The organism is Streptomyces sp. DvalAA-43 (assembly GCF_900091725.1).
Lineage (GTDB): Bacteria > Actinomycetota > Actinomycetes > Streptomycetales > Streptomycetaceae > Streptomyces > Streptomyces pulveraceus.
The window spans coordinates 38,957-57,419 of the sequence record NZ_FMBW01000049.1 but is presented as its reverse complement, the minus strand read 5'-3'; the positions used below and the strand labels follow the sequence as shown (position 1 = coordinate 57,419).

17 protein-coding genes and 1 riboswitch are annotated in these 18,463 nt (G+C 72.4%); of the genes, 4 read left to right on the top strand and 13 right to left on the bottom strand.

Translation table 11 applies throughout. From position 1 onward, the window contains the following. Nucleotides 1-56: 56 nt before the first annotated feature. The 5 genes from GA0115234_RS20840 to GA0115234_RS20820 form a co-directional block, all read right to left on the bottom strand. Nucleotides 57-998 carry an ROK family glucokinase gene (locus GA0115234_RS20840; RefSeq protein ID WP_093543833.1) on the bottom strand — a complete coding sequence of 314 codons (942 nt, stop codon included), beginning with the start codon at nt 996-998 and terminating at the stop codon, nt 57-59. A gap of 74 nt (nt 999-1,072) precedes the next feature. Next, a complete protein-coding gene (locus tag GA0115234_RS20835; RefSeq protein WP_093543831.1) occupies nt 1,073-1,522 on the bottom strand; it encodes a DUF5304 domain-containing protein in 450 nt (149 codons plus the stop codon). A gap of 82 nt (nt 1,523-1,604) precedes the next feature. Then, nucleotides 1,605-2,867 (bottom strand): ArsA family ATPase, encoded by a 1,263-nt coding sequence (locus GA0115234_RS20830; RefSeq protein ID WP_093543829.1) that lies wholly within the window; start codon nt 2,865-2,867, stop codon nt 1,605-1,607. A gap of 4 nt (nt 2,868-2,871) precedes the next feature. Beyond that, nucleotides 2,872-3,321: an SRPBCC family protein gene (locus tag GA0115234_RS20825; RefSeq protein WP_093543827.1), complete on the bottom strand. Its 450-nt coding sequence runs from the start codon at nt 3,319-3,321 to the stop codon at nt 2,872-2,874. A 107-nt stretch (nt 3,322-3,428) separates the two neighbouring features. Continuing rightward, nucleotides 3,429-4,235: a metallophosphoesterase family protein gene (locus tag GA0115234_RS20820; RefSeq protein ID WP_093543906.1), complete on the bottom strand. Its 807-nt coding sequence runs from the start codon at nt 4,233-4,235 to the stop codon at nt 3,429-3,431. Between the two features lie 280 nt (nt 4,236-4,515). Here GA0115234_RS20820 and GA0115234_RS20815 point away from each other — a divergent pair, with 280 nt between their 5' ends. Next, nucleotides 4,516-6,312, top strand: a complete 1,797-nt coding sequence (locus GA0115234_RS20815) for an AMP-dependent synthetase/ligase (protein WP_093543825.1) — start codon at nt 4,516-4,518, stop codon at nt 6,310-6,312. A 60-nt stretch (nt 6,313-6,372) separates the two neighbouring features. On the opposite strand, the gene GA0115234_RS20810 is transcribed toward GA0115234_RS20815, so the two are convergent. After that, a complete protein-coding gene (locus GA0115234_RS20810) occupies nt 6,373-7,515 on the bottom strand; it encodes a glycosyltransferase family 4 protein (protein ID WP_093543904.1) in 1,143 nt (380 codons plus the stop codon). 124 nt (nt 7,516-7,639) lie between these two features. Between GA0115234_RS20810 and GA0115234_RS20805 the strand changes: the two genes are divergently transcribed. Next, nucleotides 7,640-8,920, top strand: a complete 1,281-nt coding sequence (locus GA0115234_RS20805; RefSeq protein ID WP_093543823.1) for a glycosyltransferase family 87 protein — start codon at nt 7,640-7,642, stop codon at nt 8,918-8,920. Here GA0115234_RS20805 and GA0115234_RS20800 read toward each other — a convergent pair. From GA0115234_RS20800 to GA0115234_RS20780, 5 genes are all read right to left on the bottom strand, one after another. Then, entirely contained in the window at nt 8,877-10,121 is a 1,245-nt protein-coding gene (locus GA0115234_RS20800; RefSeq protein ID WP_176729227.1) for a hypothetical protein, read from the bottom strand. The two genes, GA0115234_RS20805 and GA0115234_RS20800, sit on opposite strands and share 44 nt — an antisense overlap. Nucleotides 10,122-10,137: 16 nt before the next feature. Next, nucleotides 10,138-11,181, bottom strand: a complete 1,044-nt coding sequence (locus tag GA0115234_RS20795; RefSeq protein WP_093543822.1) for a C40 family peptidase — start codon at nt 11,179-11,181, stop codon at nt 10,138-10,140. 235 nt (nt 11,182-11,416) lie between these two features. Continuing rightward, complete coding sequence (locus tag GA0115234_RS20790; protein WP_176729226.1) at nt 11,417-12,445, bottom strand: C40 family peptidase; 1,029 nt, start codon at nt 12,443-12,445, stop codon at nt 11,417-11,419. A 283-nt stretch (nt 12,446-12,728) separates the two neighbouring features. Continuing rightward, on the bottom strand, nt 12,729-14,090 hold the full coding sequence (locus GA0115234_RS20785; RefSeq protein WP_093543898.1) for an NYN domain-containing protein: 1,362 nt from the start codon (nt 14,088-14,090) through the stop codon (nt 12,729-12,731). Nucleotides 14,091-14,127: 37 nt separating this feature from the next. Continuing rightward, nucleotides 14,128-14,370 carry a hypothetical protein gene (locus GA0115234_RS20780; RefSeq protein WP_014156692.1) on the bottom strand — a complete coding sequence of 81 codons (243 nt, stop codon included), beginning with the start codon at nt 14,368-14,370 and terminating at the stop codon, nt 14,128-14,130. Nucleotides 14,371-14,533: 163 nt separating this feature from the next. On the opposite strand from GA0115234_RS20780, the gene GA0115234_RS20775 reads away from it, so the two are divergent. Beyond that, nucleotides 14,534-15,283, top strand: coding sequence for a rhomboid family intramembrane serine protease (locus GA0115234_RS20775; RefSeq protein WP_093543820.1), 750 nt, complete (start codon nt 14,534-14,536; stop codon nt 15,281-15,283). Beyond that, entirely contained in the window at nt 15,280-15,561 is a 282-nt protein-coding gene (locus GA0115234_RS20770) for an Lrp/AsnC family transcriptional regulator (protein WP_093543818.1), read from the top strand. Before GA0115234_RS20775 ends, GA0115234_RS20770 begins: the two co-directional genes overlap by 4 nt. A 73-nt stretch (nt 15,562-15,634) precedes the next feature. Here GA0115234_RS20770 and GA0115234_RS20765 read toward each other — a convergent pair whose 3' ends face one another. Together GA0115234_RS20765 and trpD are read right to left on the bottom strand one after the other, a co-directional pair. Then, nucleotides 15,635-17,011: an aminotransferase class V-fold PLP-dependent enzyme gene (locus GA0115234_RS20765; protein ID WP_093543816.1), complete on the bottom strand. Its 1,377-nt coding sequence runs from the start codon at nt 17,009-17,011 to the stop codon at nt 15,635-15,637. A gap of 175 nt (nt 17,012-17,186) precedes the next feature. Next, nucleotides 17,187-17,304, bottom strand: a riboswitch (SAM riboswitch). Between the two features lie 84 nt (nt 17,305-17,388). After that, entirely contained in the window at nt 17,389-18,453 is a 1,065-nt protein-coding gene (gene trpD, locus GA0115234_RS20760; RefSeq protein ID WP_093543815.1) for an anthranilate phosphoribosyltransferase, read from the bottom strand. Between the last annotated feature and the right edge of the window lie 10 nt (nt 18,454-18,463).

Sequence of the window (18,463 nt, the reverse complement as noted above, 5' to 3'; positions counted from 1 at the left end):
CGCGACGGGCGTCCGGCTGGTCCGGTCCGGTCGGTCCGGCCCGCCGGTGAGGACCCCTAGCCCTGGCGGGCCAGGTCCGCCGCGCCCACCAGCCCGGCCTCGCCGCCCAGTTGGGCCGCGAGCACCTGGGCGTGCGGGCGCCACTCGCCGCCGATCAGCCAGCGCCGGAACGACTTGCGGATCGGGTCGAGCACCAGCTCGCCCTCGTCCGACACCCCGCCGCCGACGATGAACGCGGACGGGTCGAAGAGCGAGGCGAGGTCGGCGAGTCCGGCGCCGGCCCAGCGGGCCAGCTCGCGGAAGGAGTCCACCGCCACCGGGTCGCCCTGCCGGGCGGCCTGGCTGATGTGCTTGCCCTCGATACCGTCCACCGTGCCGTCGCCGAGCGACAGCAGGATCGTGGCGTTCTCCGGTGTGGCGTTGGCCCGCTGCTTGGCGTACCGGACGAGTGCGCGCCCGGACGCGTACTGCTCCCAGCAGCCCTGGCTGCCGCAGCCGCAGAGCAGACCGTCCGGGACGACCCGGATGTGGCCGAACTCGGCGGCCACGCCGAAGCGTCCGCGGCGCAGCTTGTTGCCGATGATGATGCCGCCGCCGAGGCCGGTGCCGAGCGTGATGCAGATGACGTCGTCGTGGCCCTGTCCGGCGCCGAAGCGGTATTCGCCCCAGGCGGCGGCGTTGGCGTCGTTCTCCACGACGACCGGGAGGCCGACGCGCTGTTCGACCTTGTCCTTCAGCGGCTCGTGCCGCCAGTTGATGTTCGGCGCGAACAGCACGGTGGCGCGCTTGTCGTCGACGTATCCGGCGGCACCGATGCCGACGGCATCGATCCGGTGGCCCTCGCTCGCGCCGGACACGGCCGTCGCGATCGCGTCCACGATGCCTTCGGCCGTCGGCGGGGTCGGCACCTTGTGCGTCGAGAGGATGTGGCCCTCTTCGTCGACCACTCCAGCTGCGATCTTCGTGCCGCCGATATCGACGCCGATGGTGAGTCCCATGAATCCCTCAGTTCCGGTCGAGCCCCGCTGGGGCCAACCGTACCCGAGCCGGGGACCCGGCCCATCGGTGCCGGTCAGTCCAGGTCGATGTGTTCGCCCGCGGCGGGGCCCTCGTCACGGGGGTCGGAGGGGTCGTCGGCCTTCTTCCCCGGGCCCTCGGCGCCCTGGGTCCAGCGGCGCTCCTGGCCCTCGACGGCGGAGCGGTAGGCGGCGAGGAGTTCGCTGCCGGCCGCGGCGATGTGGTCGAAGACGTCCGGGTTGCGCTCGATGACGGGCTCGACCGCGGACTTCGCCTGCTTGATGATCTGCTGCACGGTGCCCTGGGCCGCCGCGCCGAGCAGCGGCGACTGGAGGGACGAGACCTTGTCGGCCACGGCGTCGACCAGCTTGCGCAGCTCCTCGGCGGCGGAGCCGGGCGGCGGACCGTGCTGGGCCCGGCGGCGGGCCTTCTCCGCTTCCAGGTCCTCGGCGCAGGCCTTCGCCCACGCGTCGTCGTCGACGGGACGATCGGTGGCATCGCTCATGGCGGACTCCTGCGACGGGGTGTACCGGCGGCCCGGCACACGGGCACGTACTAACGACGTTACCCGAAGCGCGACGCGCCGTTCAGTCCGTCCGCGGCCACAGTCCGGGGTCCGGCGTGAACCGGACCCGGAGCACCCCGTCGGTGAGGGCGGCGCCGGAGACGGTGCAGCGGCGCAGTCCGGACTCCAGCGGGACGATCCGGTGGAACGGGCCCACGGTGAGCAGCAGTTCGTCGCCGCGGCGGACCAGCTGGAGGTCCTTCTTGACGGCGCCGGGCAGCGGCAGGCACCAGACGAGGACCGGGTCGCCGTCGCCGGTAGGCGGGACGGTCACGATCCGGCCGCCGGGCAGCAGCCCGCCGAGGCCGTCCGGGGTGTCGGGGCTCTCGATCCACCAGGGGTCGTCGGCGCGGCCGGGGCCCCGCCCGTCCGGCTCCGGGGCCAGTGCGTCGTCCTCGGCGAGGCGGGCGAGGTCGTCGAGGTCCCGCGGGTCGCGGCCGAGGTGGGGGACCTCGTGCAGCGCGGCCCCGGGCGCCCACTCCTCGGACCAGCGGTCGACGGTCTTCTCCTGCTGTGCGGCGAGCTCCGCGAACCAGGGGTCGGTGGAGTGCCTGGGCAGGACCCGGTTCACCGCGAGGGTGTCGACCCGCAGTCCGTGCAGGGCGAGGCCGGTGCGGGCGGTGCGCAGGGCGTCCTCGGCGGCGGGTCCGGGCTCCGCGACCAGCCGGAGGGTGGTGCCGCGGTCCTCGATCAGGGCCTGGACGGCGGCGAGCTCGGCGTCCCTGCGGGCGGCCGCCTCGTACAGCCACTGGGCGGGCATGGGCACACCGGCGAGCTGGGCGAGCATCGGGCGCAGGGCGCGGGCGGCCTGGCGTTCCGGGGGGAGCAGCCGGCGCAGGTAGCGGCGCAGCTGCTCGGGGAGGGCGAGCAGGGCGAGTGCCTCGCGCAGCGGTGGCAGGTCGACGACGAGGAGGTCGTGGCCGAGGCGCGACCAGTCGCCCTCGGCGGCGCGGCGCAGGGTGTGCAGGAGGGCGAGCTGGGTGCTGCCGGGGAGTTCGGTCAGCTCCTCGCCGTCCAGCCGGTTCCCGCCGAGCAGGTCGAGCAGGGTGGAGGCCTGGTCCTGGAGGGCGAGGAGTTCGCCGCGGAAGTGCTCGCCGGAGTCGATGCGGGCGGACCACAGCCCGTCGGCGACCTCGGTGGGGACGGTGTTCCCGGGGAAGCCGGGTATGCCGTCGGCGGTCAGCAGCAGGGTGCGCCGGCCGCGGCGGGCGGCGGCCAGCGCGGTCGCCGCCGCGACGGTGGTACGGCCGGCGCCGCCGGGGCCGGTGACGAGGACCGTACGCACCGGGTCAGGCCTTCGGGACGGACTCGACGCGCTTCTTCAGACCGGCCAGGGCCCGGTCGATGATGACCTTCTCCGCCTTGCGCTTGATCATGCCGAGCATCGGGATCTTGACGTCGACGGTCAGCCGGTAGGTGACCTCGGTGCGGTCGCCGTCGCCGAGCGGGGCCAGTGCGTAGGAGCCGTCGATGGCGCGCAGCATCTGGGACTTGACGAGGGTCCAGCTGACCTCGTAGTCGCCGATCCAGGTGTAGGCGAGGGTGTGGTCGTCCTTGATCGCTCCGGCGTCGAGGACGAGCCGGACCTTCTCGGCGCGGCCCCGGTCGTCGGTGGCGAGGACCTCGGCCTCCTTGACCTCGCCGGTCCACTCCGGATAGCGGGCGAAGTCGGCGATCACTCCCATGACGTCGGCCGGTGCCGCCTCGATCGTGATGCTCGAGCTGGTGTGTTCAGCCATCGCCGTGGCTCCTCCAGTGCGGTGTACCGGTGCGTCGGCAGAGGCCTGCCGTCAGAAGGCTATCGCGTGCGCACGGCGCCTCGTCCCAGGGTCGGATGCCGGTGCGGTCACCACTCCAGGGCCCAGGGTCTGCCGCTGGACGCGAAGTGGCCGACGTTCACGCATTCGGTGGCGCCGATCCGCATCCGGCGGACCAGCGGCTGGTGGACGTGGCCGAACAGGGCGTACCGGGGGCGGGTCCGGCGGATGGCGTCCAGCAGGGCCCGGCTGCCGCGCTCGAAGCGGCGCGCCACCGTGTCGTACGTCAGCTCCGGCACCTCGGGCGGGATGTGGGTGCAGAGCACGTCGACCGGGCCGAGCGCCTCGATCTTGGCCGCGTACTCCTCGTCGCCGATCTCGTACGGGGTGTTCATCGGGGTCTTCAGGCCGCCGCCGACGAAGCCGAACACCCGGCCGCCGATCTCGGCCCGTTCGCCGTCCAGGACGGTGGTGCCGGGGTGTGCGTACTCGGACCACAGGCCGGGGATGTCCACGTTGCCGTAGGTGGCGTACGTCGGTGTGGGGAAGGCGGCGAAGAGCTCGGCGTACTGCTTGCGCACCGCCGAGACGATCGCGGCGTTGCGGTCCATGCCCGCCCACAGGCCCCGGCCGAACTCGCGGGCCTCCTCGTAGCGGCGCGCGGTGCGCAGCGCGACGATCCGGTCGGCGTTCTCCACGCCGAAGAGGTCGGGGAAGATGCCGCGCGAGTGGTCGGCGTAGTCGAGGAAGAGCACCAGGTCGCCGAGGCAGATCAGCGCGTCGGCGCCGTCCCCGGCGCGGGCCAGCGCCTCGCTGTTGCCGTGCACGTCACTGACCACATGGATGCGCGTACGCCGTCGGGTCGACGGTGCTGGGCTGTCCGGTCCGGCTCGCATGACGATCACCCTAGGACTCTGTCGGCCACCTGGGTAGGGGCCGCCGGACCTGCGAATATCGTCGCCCGGTCACGCGGGTGGACTACTGTGCGCCCAAGGATCACCGTTATGTGTGACGCATAAGACATCTGGCCGGAACCCCCTATCGGGAACCGAGTACTCGTGGGTAACGTCCGGGCAGTCCAGTTGTGCTCACCCCACTGAGCGCTTGCCATTCTTGGACCGCAGCCGGTGCGTCACACAGAGCCGTGGCACCGGAGCCCGATGAGGAGCAGCAGTCTTGCGCGAGTTCAGCCTTCCGGCCCTGTACGAGGTCCCTTCGGACGGCAACCTGACGGATCTCATCCGCCGCAATGCCGCTCAGCATCCCGATGTCGCGGTGATGAGCCGCAAGGTGGGGGGCGTGTGGACCGATGTCGACGCCGCGCAGTTCCTGGCCGAGGTCAGAGGCGTCGCCAAGGGTCTGATCGCTGCGGGTGTCGAGGCCGGCGACCGGGTGGCCCTGCTCTCGCGCACCCGCTACGAGTGGGTGCTGCTCGACTTCGCGATCTGGAGCGCGGGCGCGGTCACCGTCCCGGTGTACGAGACCAGCTCGCCGGAGCAGATCCAGTGGATCCTCGGTGACTCCGGTGCCGCCCTGTGCCTGGTGGAATCCGGGGCGCACCAGGCCTCCGTGGTCTCCGTCCGGGCGGATCTGCCGGCCCTGAAGGGCATCTGGCAGATCGAGGACGACGCGATCCGCCGGCTGACGGCGCTCGGCGAGGACGTCCCGGACGAGACGCTGGATCTGCGGATGACGAGCGCCAAGGCGGACGACCCGGCCACCATCGTCTACACCTCGGGCACCACCGGCCGCCCCAAGGGCTGTGTGCTCACGCACCGCAGCTTCTTCGCCGAGTGCGGCAATGTGGTGGAGCGGCTGAAGCCGCTCTTCCGTACCGGCGAGTGCTCCGTGCTGCTCTTCCTCCCCGCCGCGCACGTCTTCGGACGGCTGGTCGAGGTGGCCTCGGTGATGGCCCCGATCAAGCTCGGCTGCGTGCCGGACATCAAGCACCTCACCGATGAACTGGCCTCGTTCCGGCCGACGTTGATCCTCGGTGTGCCGCGGGTCTTCGAGAAGGTGTACAACGCGGCGCGCGCCAAGGCGCAGGCCGACGGCAAGGGGAAGATCTTCGACAAGGCCGCGAACACCGCGATCGCCTACAGCCGCGCGCTGGGCACCCCGCAGGGCCCGGCTCTGGGCCTGAGGCTGAAGCACAAGATCTTCGACCGGCTGGTCTACGGCAAGCTGCGGGCGGTGCTCGGCGGGCGCGGCGAGTACGCGATCTCCGGCGGCGCGCCGCTGGGCGAGCGGCTCGGCCACTTCTACCGGGGGATCGGCTTCACCGTCCTGGAGGGCTACGGCCTCACCGAGACCTGTGCGGCCACCGCCTTCAATCCGTGGGACCGGCAGAAGATCGGTACGGTCGGCCAGCCGCTGCCCGGTTCGGTGGTGCGGATCGCCGACGACGGCGAGGTGCTGCTCCACGGCGAGCACCTGTTCACCGGCTACTGGAACAACGAGGCGGCGACGGCCGACGCGCTGGCCGACGGCTGGTTCCACACGGGTGACATCGGCACGCTCGACGAGGACGGCTACCTCGCGATCACCGGCCGCAAGAAGGAGATCATCGTCACGGCGGGCGGCAAGAACGTCGCTCCCGCGGTGATCGAGGACCGGATCCGCGGTCACGCGCTGGTCGCCGAGTGCATGGTGGTCGGCGACGGGCGGCCGTTCGTGGGCGCGCTGATCACCCTGGACGAGGAGTTCCTGGGCCGCTGGGCCGAGGAGCACGGCAGGCCGGCCGGTTCGACGGCCCGGTCGCTGCGCGAGGACCCGGAGCTGCTGGCCGAGGTGCAGCGGGCGGTGGACGACGGGAACGCGGCGGTGTCCAAGGCGGAGTCGGTACGCAAGTTCCGCATCCTGGACTCGCAGTTCACCGAGGAGGCGGGCCACATCACGCCGTCGCTGAAGCTGAAGCGGAATGTGGTGGCGAAGGACTTCGCGGACGAGATCGAGTCGATCTACCGGGGCTGACCCGCCATCCGTACGTCGCAGGGCCCGCACGACACGTGCGGGCCCTGACGCGTACGCGGCTCAGAGCAGCGCCCGGAGCCGTTCGGCGAGCAGGTCCCAGCGCCACTTCTCCTCGACCCAGGCCCGGCCCCGCTCCCCCATCCGCCGGCGCAGCTCCGGGTCGCGGAGCAGGGTGACGATCCGGTCGGACGACTCCTCCACACTGTCCCCGCGCACCACCCACCCGGTCTCACCGTCGAGCACCGCGTCGGGCGCGCCGCCCGAGTCGCCCGCCACCACCGGCAGTCCGGTCGCGGACGCCTCCAGGAAGACGATGCCGAGACCCTCCACGTCGAGGCCGCCGCGACGGGTGCGGCACGGCATGGCGAAGACGTCGCCCGCGCCGTAGTGGGCGGGCAGCTCCTCCCACGGCACCGGTCCGGTGAACCGCACGGACTCGGCGACCCCGGTCTGCGCGGCCAGCCGCTTCAGCTCCTCGGCGTACGGTCCGCCGCCGACGATCAGGAGCACCGCGTCCGGCACCTGGGCCAGGATCGCCGGCATCGCGAGGATCAGCGTGTCCTGGCCCTTGCGTGGCACGAGCCGTGACACACAGACCACGACGGGCCGGTCCGAGAGCCCCAGCCCGGCCCGGACCCGGCTCCCGCCCGAATCCGGGTGGAAGGTCTTCTCGTCGACACCGGGCGGCAGTCGGACCATGCGCGCCGCGGCCGCGGCGGTGAGCGCGGGGGCGATCCGGGAGCGGGTGTACTCGCCCAGGTAGGTGATCGTGTCGGTGCCCTCGCCGATCCGCCGCAGCAGCTGCCGGGCCGCGGGCAGCTGGGCCCAGCCCGCCTCGTGCCCGTGGGTGGTGGCGACCAGACGGCGGGCGCCGGCCCTGCGCAGCGCCGGTGCCATCAGCCCGAGCGGGGCAGCGGCGCCGAACCAGACGGAGGTGCAGCCGTGTTCGCGCAGCAGTCGTACCGCGCGCCGGGTGACCCTCGGGGTCGGCAGCAGCATCGTCGTGGGGTCGCGCACGACGGGGAACGGCTGCTCGGCGTCGAAGGCGGCGGTGGCCGCGAGGCCTTCGGGACTCCGCTTCCAGGTGGAGGCGTACACGACGATCCGTCCGGGATCCAGGCGCAGCGCCATGTTGTGCAGGAACGCCTGGATACCGCCGGGGCGGGGCGGGAAGTCGTTGGTCACGATCAGGGTCTTGTCCATCCCGGCCGACAGTACCGGGCGGTCCGGACCGGATGGCTCCGGCACCGCCCGTACGGGCATCATGGCTCCTCGTACCCGGCGCGTACCCGCCGGGTGCCCACCGAGGAGAACGGATGAGACGGTCATGACGGGATCGACCGGCGCACGGCTCGCCGCCATGGCGGTGTGGACCCTGACCAGGGTCGTGCTGCTGCTCTGTGTCACCAAGGTCATCACGCTCTCCGGACCGGACGTGACCAGTGATGTCTCGGTGATCTACCACGGCTGGTCCGAGGTGCTGAAGACCGGTACGTATCCGGAGTCCGACGTCACCTGGCAGTACCCGCCGCTGGCCGCGCTCGCCGTCCTCTCCCCCGCGCTGCTGCCGTTCCTGGACTACGCCTCGGCCTTCTTCGTCCTCGCGTTCGTCTGCGATCTGCTGGTGCTGGGGCTGCTGATGTACGCGGGCCGGGGCGACGGCCGGTGGCAGGCGGGCACCTGGGTGTGGGTGGCGGGGGTGCCGCTGCTCGGCACGACGGCGTACGCCCGTTACGACGTGATGGTCACGGCGGTGGCGGTGGCGGCGCTCCTGGCGGGGCTGCGGCATCCGCGGGTGATGGGGGCGCTGGCCGCCGTCGGCGCGCTGCTGAAGGTGTGGCCGGCGCTGGTCCTGGCCGGTACGGCGCGCGGCCGGCGCACGCGCCTGGCGTGGACGGCCGCGGCGGTGACGGGGGCCGGGCTGCTGGTGGGGTGCGCCGTGGCGATGCCGGGGTCGCTGGCCTTCCTCGGCGCCCAGCGCGACCGGGGCACCGAGGTCGAGTCGCTGGGCGCGCTGGTCTTCCATGTGGCGCGGCAGTTCGGCTGGCCGGGCCGGGTGGAGTTCCACTACGGCTCGATGGAGTTCCTGGGTCCGTACGTGCCGCTGGTGAGCACGCTCGCCCTCTGTCTGTCCGTCCTCGCGCTCGCCTGGCTGCTGCTGTGGCGGCTGCGGGCCCGTGACTTCGGCGCGAGCACCCCGGCGGACGCGGCGTTCGCGGCGGTGCTGCTGTTCACCACGACGAGCCGGGTGCTCAGCCCCCAGTACATGCTGTGGCTGGTCGGGCTGGCGGCGGTCTGCCTGGTGTTCCGCGACAGCCGGATGGTGCTGCCCGCGGGTCTGGTGCTGCTGGCGACGGGCCTCACCCAGTGGGAGTTCCCCTTCGGGTTCACCCATGTGGTGACCAGTGACGCGACCGGCGTGACGCTGATGCTCCTGCGCAACGGACTGCTGGTCGCGGCGACGCTGATCGCCTGCCGCCGGCTGTGGCGGCACACGGTGCTGGGAGCGACGCACGGCGACGGCGGGTCCGCCGACCGGTCCGTCCCGGCCGGTACGGAAGGTCCTAACCGAGCCGGGAGCGCAGCCACTCCCGCCAGAGCACGGTGAACTCCTGCGGGGTCGTGTCGAGCACCTCGCGCATGGCCTGCCGCACCGCTCCGTCCCGTCCCGCGTGCCCCCCGACGGCCCGGTAGAAGGCGGACAGCTTCTCCTCGCCCCAGTGGTCGGCGATCAGCGCGCAGGCCGCCCAGCCGCCCTCGTACGCCCTCGCCAGGCGCTCCGGGTCGCCCGCGAAGCCGAAGTCCTCGTCCGTGGGGAGCTCGGCCGCCGGGTCGCCGCGCCGGACGGCCTCCGCGAGTCCGGGCGCGATCTGCGCGGGCGCGCGGTCCTCCGCGCGGTAGGCCACCCGGTCCGCGAAGCCCTCGGAGAGCCAGGTCGGGGTCGCGGCGGAGGTGCGGGTGCGGGTGGCGACATGGGTGGTCTCGTGGGTGAGGACGACCCGCTGCCCGAGGGGGCTGAGCGTGCCGTACGCCTGCGGGTTGACGATCACCCGGTCCGCGGGGTTCCGGCCCGCGGAGCCGGTCCGCCCGGTGGTGACGGCGGCGATGCCCCGGTAGTCCGCGGCCGCCGACCCCAGCAGCCCCGCCATGTCCTCCACCGTCCGCGGCACGAGCACCACCACCCGGCCCGCCCAGCGTTCCGGCCAGGCACGGGAGACGGCGGGCACCGCGCGGTCCGCGGTCCCCGCGATGGCGCGCAGCTCCCTTTCGGTGCGGCCGACGCCGAGCACCAGGCTGTGCTTCCCGTGCACCACCCGTACGTCGCCCTGCTGCCAGAGCTGGCGGACCTGGTCCGCGCCCGCCCGGTCGCCGACGACGTACCAACGGCCGTCCGCCCGGTCCCGTCGCAGGTCGAGCACCCGGTCCGAGGTGACCGGGGCGGCGTCGTAGCCCTTGATCCGGTAGCCCAGCTCGACCTCCGCGGTGGCCCGGTCGGTGCCCCGTGCGGTCACCTGGCGCAGCCGGTACGTCCAGGAACTCAGCGGGACGTCCGCGAGGTTGTCCAGTTCCCGGCGCTGGGCCGTGCGCAGTCCGGTGGCCCCGGGGTCCGTCGTGGCCAGGTAGGCCGCCGGGTCGTGGTCCAGCACGGCGGCCGCCCGGCGGTCCAGCACGGCGCGGACGGCACGGTCGGTGGCCCCGGGGGCGGCGCCGTCGTCGTCGGGGGCCGCGCAGCCGGAGACGAGCAGCAGACCGGCGAGCAGCACGCCGACCGCGCGCCGCGCCCCGTTCCGTCCCCGCCTCTGGTTCACCCGATCGAGGGTACGGTCAGACGCGGGTGACCGAGGAGACGGGCATCATGCCGACCGGGTCGTAGCGCACCGCGGCCCCGGGGTACGGGGCGTGGATCACCTGGCCGTTGCCGACGTACATCGCGACGTGACTGGCGTCCGCGCGGTAGACGACCAGGTCGCCGGGGCGGGCCTCGGAGAGCGGCACCATGTGTCCCGCGTACCGCTGGGCCTGCGAGGTCCGCGGCAGGCTGACCCCTGCGCGGGCGTACGCCCACTGCATCAGCCCGGAGCAGTCGAATCCGGCCGGTCCGTTGGCCCCCCAGATGTACGGGCGGCCCAGGGCCTGCTGGACCGCCATGACGGCGGCCGCGGCGCGCCCGGAGCCGGCCGGGAGATCGGCCCGGAGATCGGCCAGGGCCGGATACCCGACGTCGCGGCCGGAGCGCGAGGCCCGCTCGAACCGCGCCCGGTCGGCGCCGGGCAGCGTGTCCAGCAGCCGCCTGGCCTCGGCGAGCTTGCGCTGGACGGTCCGTTTGTGACGGGTGGCGTCCGCCCGGCTGCGTTCCAGCTCGGCCAGCGCGCGGGCCGCCTCCGTGCGGGTCTGCGCCAGTCCGCGCTGGACCTGCTGGAGTTCGTGCAGTTCGGCGGTCTGGAGGTCGGTCAGGCGCTCCAGCACGGCCGCCCGGTCGAGGTAGGTGTCCGGGTCGGAGGAGAGCAGCAGGGCGAGCGAGGGGTCGATGCCGCCGGACCGGTACTGCGCGCTCGCCACCGAACCGAGCACGGCGCGCATCCGGTTGACCTGTTCCTGGCCTCGGGCCGCCCGGTCCTGGGCCCGGCCGATCTCGCCGCGCAGCCGGTCGGCGTTCTCACCGGCCCTGTCGTACTTCTGAGTGGCCTGCTCGGCCTCGGTGTACAGCCGGTCGACCCGCTCCTTGGCGGTGCGGGGCGCGTCCTGCGGGTCGGCGTTCGCGGTGGCCGCCCCGAGGGTGGCGGCCGCGGTCGCCGCCGCGGCCGACAGAACGGTGGCCCGGACGCTCAGGTTGAGGCCGGACTGTGTGGAACGGCGATGGGACACCACAGGACGCCGCACTCCCTTCCGCGGTACGCAGACGCGCAGCCCCTGCCGCCCGGGGCGGGCGGACCGACGACCGGGAGCTGCACAGCAGGCAGACAGTAGTCGGACGGTTACGGAGCGGCCACAGGCCGCGCCGGGAGGCAGGGCGGCGGAAACGGCGACGCCCCGCCGGTGACCTGTGGTCTCCGGCGGGGCGGACGGTCTGCGCGGGCGCGGGAATTCGCCCGTTCGGGCGTCGTCAGCCGACGCGCACGCCGAACTGGAAGCTGCCGATGGTGTTCATCGACTCGTAGCGGACGAACGTGCCCGGGTACGGGGCGTGCAGGACGGTGTTGTTGCCCGCGTAGAGGCCCACGTGCTCGGTGTTGTTGAAGAAGACCAGGTCGCCCGGCTTCAGCGCACTGCGCCCGATGTGGACACCGTCGTTGACCTGGGTGTACGTGACCCGGGAGATCTGGACGTTGGCCTGGGCGTAGGCCCACTGGGTCAGCCCGGAGCAGTCGAAGGATCCGGGGCCGGTGCCGCCGCGGCCGTACGGCTTGCCCACCTGGGTGGCGGCGGCGTTCAGGGCGGCGGCGCCCCAGGCGGACGCGGGGACCTCCTTGCCCAGGTCGACCCGGTCGCCGGCGGCGCGGCTGGCGCGCTGCTCGTCCTCGCGCATCTTCGTGCGCTCGGCGGCGGTCATCGTGTTGAGCAGGCGCTGCGCCTCGGCCAGCTTGTCCTGGAGCTTCTTCTTCTTCGCGCCGAGCGTCTTGCGCACGTCCGCGAGGTCACCGAGCTTGTCCTGGGCCTCCTTGCGCTCCTGCGCGAGGACCCGCTGCTTCTCCTGGATCTTCCCCAGGGTCTCGGTCTGCTTGGCCGTCAGCTGGTCGAGGGCCGAGGCCTCGTCGAGGAAGGTGTCCGGGTTGGACGAGAGGAAGAGCTGCACCGACGGGTCGATGCCACCGGAGCGGTACTGGGCGGCGGCGAGCGAACCGAGGCCGCTGCGCAGGTTGTTGATCTCCTGCTGGCCGCGGGCCACCTTGTCCTGCAGCGCGCCGACTTCCTTCTCCAGCTTCTGCTGCTTCTCCTTGGCGCCGTAGTACTGCTCGTTGGCCGCACCGGCCTCGTGGTTGAGCTTCTCGACCTTCGCCTTGACCTCGCTCTTGGAGGGCTTCGGGTCGGCGTGCGCCGCCTGGGAGGTCAGGGCCACGGCCGCGGCGGCGGTCGCGGTGAGCACGGTCACACGGGCGCGGCTCGGCTGCTTGGGACGACGGTGGGACGCCACGAAGGCGAGCTCCTTCTTCCTCGAGCCGCCTACCGGGCTGTGGGGGATCGAATCCCCGGCTCCGTGGACGTCACGGACTCGGCGGTGCCTTCGCCGTCACCCCGGATGGGTGATCAACCGTGCGAAGGTTCGAGGCCTGACCCTAGTGACCAACTTGTGATCAGTTCAAATCCTCACCCGAAAAATCTCATCACGGGGTGCACTTCTTTACCCTGGACACACGGGGTGTAGCTGCGGTCTGACGGACCGTTCCCCGATTTCCGCCGAGACCCGGCAAGTGCCACTAGACGCGCGAAAGGCGCTTCAGGAGCAAGGCGGACGCAACGGGCCTGGCGCCCGCCTTCGCCACTCCGTCGGCGACTTCGCGGTCGGTGGAGACCACCACGACGGGCCTGCCCGGAGGTTCGGCGCGCGCCAGCTGCCGGATGAGCTCGTCGGCGGTCACCCCGGGCTTGCTGAACAGCACCCGGACCCCGCGCGGCGGCGCGAGCAGCACCGGGGCCGCCAGCTCGGCCCCGTCGAAGACACAGGTCATCTCGGCGCCGGTCTGTGCGGCGAGCATCGAGAGGCCACCCAGCAGCCTCAGCCGCTGCTTCTCCAGCGGCAGTTGCGGATAGCCGGTCTTGGTGACGTTGTAGCCGTCTACGATCAGGTGTGCCTGCGGCAGCGCGAGCAACTGGTCGAGCAGGGCCGGATCGGTCTCCGAAAGGGCCCTGGCGGCGATGTCCTTGGGCGACATCCGGCCCGGCTCGACCGCGTCCACGCCGTCGGCGGGACGGATCGAGGAGGGTGGCAGGGCCAGTTCGCGGCGGAGCCCGCTCGCCGCGTCGAGCACCGTGTCCAGCAGCAGCCGCAGCCGCATGTCCTCGACCGAGCGGCCCTCCCTGGCGGCCCGGCGGCCCGCCTCCACGGACGCCTCGGCCTCACCGAGCCGCGCCTTGAGCCGGCGGCTCTCGCTCTCGGCCGCCGAGACCTGGACGGCCGCCTCGGCCCGTACCGCGTCGGCCTCGGCCCGGCTGCGGCGCAGCGCGGCCTCACCGCGCCTGACCTCGTTGACGGCGCTGCGCAGCTTGCGCTGAAGGGACTCGGCCTCCTTGCGGGCGGCGTCCAGCTCGGCGCGCAGCCGCTCCGTCTCGTCCTTCGTCTGGGAGCGGGCCCGGACGAGCTCCTCGCGCAGCCGCTCCAGCTCGCGGCGGCTCTCCTCGTCGGCGCGCTCGGCGTGCACACGCTGCGCCTCCTCGCCGGCGGCGGCGACCAGCTTCACCCAGCCGGCCGGGCGCAGCACATAGGCCGCCGCGGCCACGTCGACGGGGTCGGCGGCGGCCGGCGGCGCACCGGACTCCAGGGCGGCGGCCAGCTCCGGCTGCCCCTCCTTGAGCCGCTCGCCGATGCGCTGCCGGAACAGCGCGTCGTTCTCCAGGGCGGCCGCCATCGCGTTCCCGGCGAACTTGGCGCGCCGGGTCGGGGTGAAGCGGGCGTACTGCCGTAGCTGGGCCGGGAGTTCGGTGACCGTCAGGCCGCCGAACGCGTCCGAGACCAGCGCGACGACCCGCCGCCGTACGCCTTCGGGCAGCGGGCGGTCGAGCGCCTCGACGGCGTCGTCGGCCGCCTCGGCCGACTCGGCGCCGTTATCGGGCTGCTCCACCATCCGTCACCCCAAAATGTCTGTGGGCGCGGCTCCGTCAGGAGTCGGCACCCGGCCTGTCCACCAGTTCGATCTGGTCCACCGCGTTGCACCAACGGCAGCGCACCGACTCGATGGTCTCACTGACCACCTCGCGTTCCTCGACGCTGGACTCACCGGCCAGGTCGAGATGGACATATTCGACGACCTTCGAGGACCGCGTCACGTCGAAGCGCGTGAGATTCCCGCAGAGCGTGCAGCGCCAGCGGGTCCCGTCGGTCGGCTGGGGAACCGTCGTCATCGTTGCGTCCTCTTTCGTCGAGCGTCGTGCTGCCTTGATTCAAGGATCTCGCGGTGCGCCGTCGAACTGCGGATGTCCTGCCGTAACCCTACGGCCTCACCGCGTCCCCCCGACACGGCGAGGCGGTCTGTCCCGTTCCCTCCGCTTGCGTCATGCTCTGTTCATGATCGATCGGCGAGCCGAGACCGGCGGACAGACCGGCCGACTGTTACGGACGGTCACCGGTGGACCGCTGGTGACCCATGCCCTGATCGCGGTCTGCGCCCTGGTCTTCGTGGTCAGCCCGCTGTCCGGCTTCCACCCGGTCCCCGGCGGCGCCGACGCGCTGCTCGCCGCCCAGGCCGGGTACTTCGAGCGCTGGGGCGTGATCCCGAGCGAGCTGTGGGACGGCTCCGCGCACGCCCTGCTCACCCCGTTCACCGCCCTCTTCGTGCACGGCAGCTGGCTGCATCTGCTCGGCAACGTGCTGTTCCTGTACGTGTTCGGGGCGATGACCGAGGAGCGGATGGGCCGGGTCGGGTTCACCTTCTTCTATGTCATCAGCGGCTATCTCGCCCTGGTCGCCTACGCGGCCGCCCACGCCACGTCGGACCAGACACTGGTGGGCGCGTCGGGGGCGATCTCGGCGGTGCTCGGGGCGTTCCTCTATCTGTTCCCCAGGGCCCGGGTCACCAGCCTGTTCCCGTTCCTCTTCTTCCTGCCGTTGCGCTTTCCCGCCTGGATCGTGCTGGTCTTCTGGTTCGTGCTGCAGTGGCTGGCGGTCCAGGGCGCGGGCAGCGGGGGGCCGGGGGTCGCCTATCTGGCCCATGTGGTGGGCTTCGCCCTGGGCTTTCTCTACGCCTGGGGGCGTTACCGGCGTACGGATAGAGTGAAGGCACCAGCCACGGCCACCGAGGGAGAAAGCCAGCCGTGATCACCGCGATCGTGCTCATCAAAACCAGCGTGGACCGGATTCCCGAGATCGCCGAGGCCATCGCCGCGCTGGACAGTGTCAGCGAGGTCTTCTCGGTCACCGGTACGTACGACCTGATCGCCATGGTCCGGGTGGCCAAGCACGACGATCTGGCCGATGTCATCCCCGGCCGGATCAGCAAGATCCCCGGCGTCGAGGCCACCGACACGCATGTGGCGTTCCGTACCTACTCGCAGCACGACCTGGAGGCCGCCTTCGCCATCGGCCTCGACGCGTAGGCACACCCCACGCGTGACACTTCGGCGGGGGACGGGCTACTGAGCCCGTCCCCCGCCGAAGTGCTGTGTGCCGTCAGAGCTGCGCGGCACCCCGGTCCGGGACGCAGCGGCCGTCCTCGGTGCGGTACTTCCACTGGGCGCCCTTGCTCACCAGCTCCGTGACCGCGCGGACGAAGCGCTCGATGTGCTCGTCGGGAGTACCGGCGCCGAAGCTGACCCGGATCGCGTTGAGGGAGCGCTCCCCCGGCTCGGCCTCCGGGGCGCCGCACTCGCCGACCTCCTGCGGGTCGCTGCCCAGCAGGGTGCGGACCAGCGGGTGGGCGCAGAACAGTCCGTCGCGGACTCCGATTCCGTACTCGGCGGAGAGCGCGGCGGCGAAGTGCGAGCTGTTCCAGCCCTCCACCACGAAGGAGATGACGCCGACGCGCGGGGCGTCGTCGCCGAACAGCGAGAGCACCTTGACCTCGGGGATGCCCGCGAGACCGGCCCGGACCTCGCCGACGAGGTGCTGCTCCCGGGCGACCAGGTTCTCGAAGCCCGCCTCGGTGAGCGCCTTGCAGGCGGAGGCGATGGAGTACACGCCGATGACGTTGGGGGAACCGGCCTCATGGCGGGCGGCGGTGGAGTGCCATTCGACGTCCACGCCGCCGTCGGTGCGGCGGGCGACCTTGCGCGAGGCGCCGCCGCCCGCGAGGTAGGGCTCGGCCGCCCGGAGCCAGTCGGACCGACCGGCGAGGACGCCCGAGCCGAAGGGCGCGTACAGCTTGTGTCCGGAGAAGGCGACCCAGTCGACGTCCAGCTCGGCGATGTCGACGGGGTGGTGCGGGGCGAGCTGCGCGGCGTCCAGCACGATCCGGGCACCGTGCGCGTGCGCGGCGGCGGCCAGCTCCTTCACCGGCCACAGCTCGCCGGTGACGTTGGAGGCGCCGGTGACACAGACCAGGGCGGGGCCGTAGGGGTCGCGGTCGGCCAGCGCCCGCTCCAGCGTCTCGACGGCCTGGGCGGGGGTGCGCGGGGCGTTCAGGTAGGTCACCCGGGCGTCGCGCCACGGCAGCAGCGAGGCGTGGTGCTCGGTCTCGTACACGAAGACCTGGCAGTCGGCCGGGACGACCGCGGCCAGCAGGTTCAGCGAGTCGGTGGTCGAGCGGGTGAAGATCACCTGGTCGTCGGCGCGGCAGCCGAGGAACTCCGCGACGGTCGCGCGGCTGTTCTCGAACAGGTCGGTGGAGAGCTGCGAGAGGTAACCCGCCCCGCGGTGGACGCTGCCGTAGTACGGGGCGTACGCGGCGACGTCGTCCCAGACCCGCTGAAGGGCGGGGGCGCTGGCGGCATAGTCGAGAGCGGCGTACGTGACCTCACCACCGGTGACCAGCGGAACCGTTACATCCTTGCCCAGAACCGGCAGAGGGGCACAAAGCGACTGGTCGGCGGCAGCGGTGAAGACAGACATGGCGAACTCCCGTAAGAGGCAGGCGAAACGCGTGCGCCGGCGGATACGCGGCAGCGCAGCGGAAGAGTGAAGAGGGGTGTGCGGAAGAGGGCCGACGGCCCTATCGCATTCGCGTGCTCACAAGAGACTCCCTAGGGACCAGGACCCCGGGGGTTGGCATTCACAGATGCCGAGGGGCCCGCGCTTGCCGCAGACCTCGCTGCCTACGGCCTGGTCTTCACCCGGGGCACCCCGCCACGGACGGAGGGTTGCCGGACAGCGGGCCGGGGCCGTAGTCGCTGTCACTCATGACCTGTCCAGCATCTTGCCATACGTACGAAGACGCGCAAGGCGCAGTCCAGGATCCGGACTGCGCCCTGCGCCACATTTCCGCCCGTTCAGGCGTTGCTGACCGCCACCCAGCGCTCCAGCGCCCGTGCCGCCGCGCCGGAGTCGATGGACTCGGCGGCCTTCGCCATCCCGGCCGCGAGCTGCTCGTTCAGCGTGCCGTCCGCCGCGTCCAGGGCCACCAGCGCCGCCGCCGAGTTGAGCAGCACGGCATCGCGCACCGGCCCCCGCTCGCCGGCCAGCACCCGGCGGGCCACATCGGCGTTGTACGAGGCGTCCGCGCCGCGCAGCGCCTCCACGGGCACCAGTTCCAGACCGACGTCGCGCGGGTCGAAGGCCTCCTCGCGCACCGCTCCGCCCCGGACCACCCAGACCCGCGAGGTCGAGGTCGTCGTCAGCTCGTCCAGTCCGTCGTCGCCGCGGAAGACCAGCGCCGAATTGCCGCGCTCGGCCAGCACCCCGGCGACGATGGGCGCCATCTTCAGGTCGGCCACGCCGACGGCCTGGGAGCGCACCCGGGCCGGGTTGGTGAGCGGCCCGAGGATGTTGAACGTGGTCGGCGTGCCGAGCTCCTTGCGGGCCCGTGCGACGTAGCGCAGGGCGGGGTGGAACTTCACCGCGAAGCAGAAGGTGATGCCCGCCTCCTCGGCGACCTCGACGACCCGCTGCGCGGAGAGGTCGAGGTTGACGCCGAGCTTCTCCAGCACGTCGGAGGAGCCGCTCGCCGAGGAGGAGGCGCGGTTGCCGTGCTTGACGACCTTGGCGCCGGTACCGGCGAGGACGACCGCCGACATGGTGGAGATGTTGACCGTCTTGGCGAGGTCGCCGCCGGTGCCGACGATGTCGAGCGTGCGGCCGGGTACGTGGATGGTGTTGGCGTGCTCGTACATCGCCCGTACCAGGCCGGACACCTCGTCGATCGTCTCGCCCTTGGCCCGCAGCGCCACCGCGAAACCGGCGATCTGCACATCGGTCGCCTCGCCGCTCATGATGCGGTCCATCGCCCACGCGGTGTCGTCGGCGGTGAGGTTCTCGCCGCGGAGCAGCGGGTTCAGCACGCCGGGCCAGGAACGGTCCGCCACGCTGTCGCCGCCGATCGGGGTCACAACGTTCATGGTCCGCTCC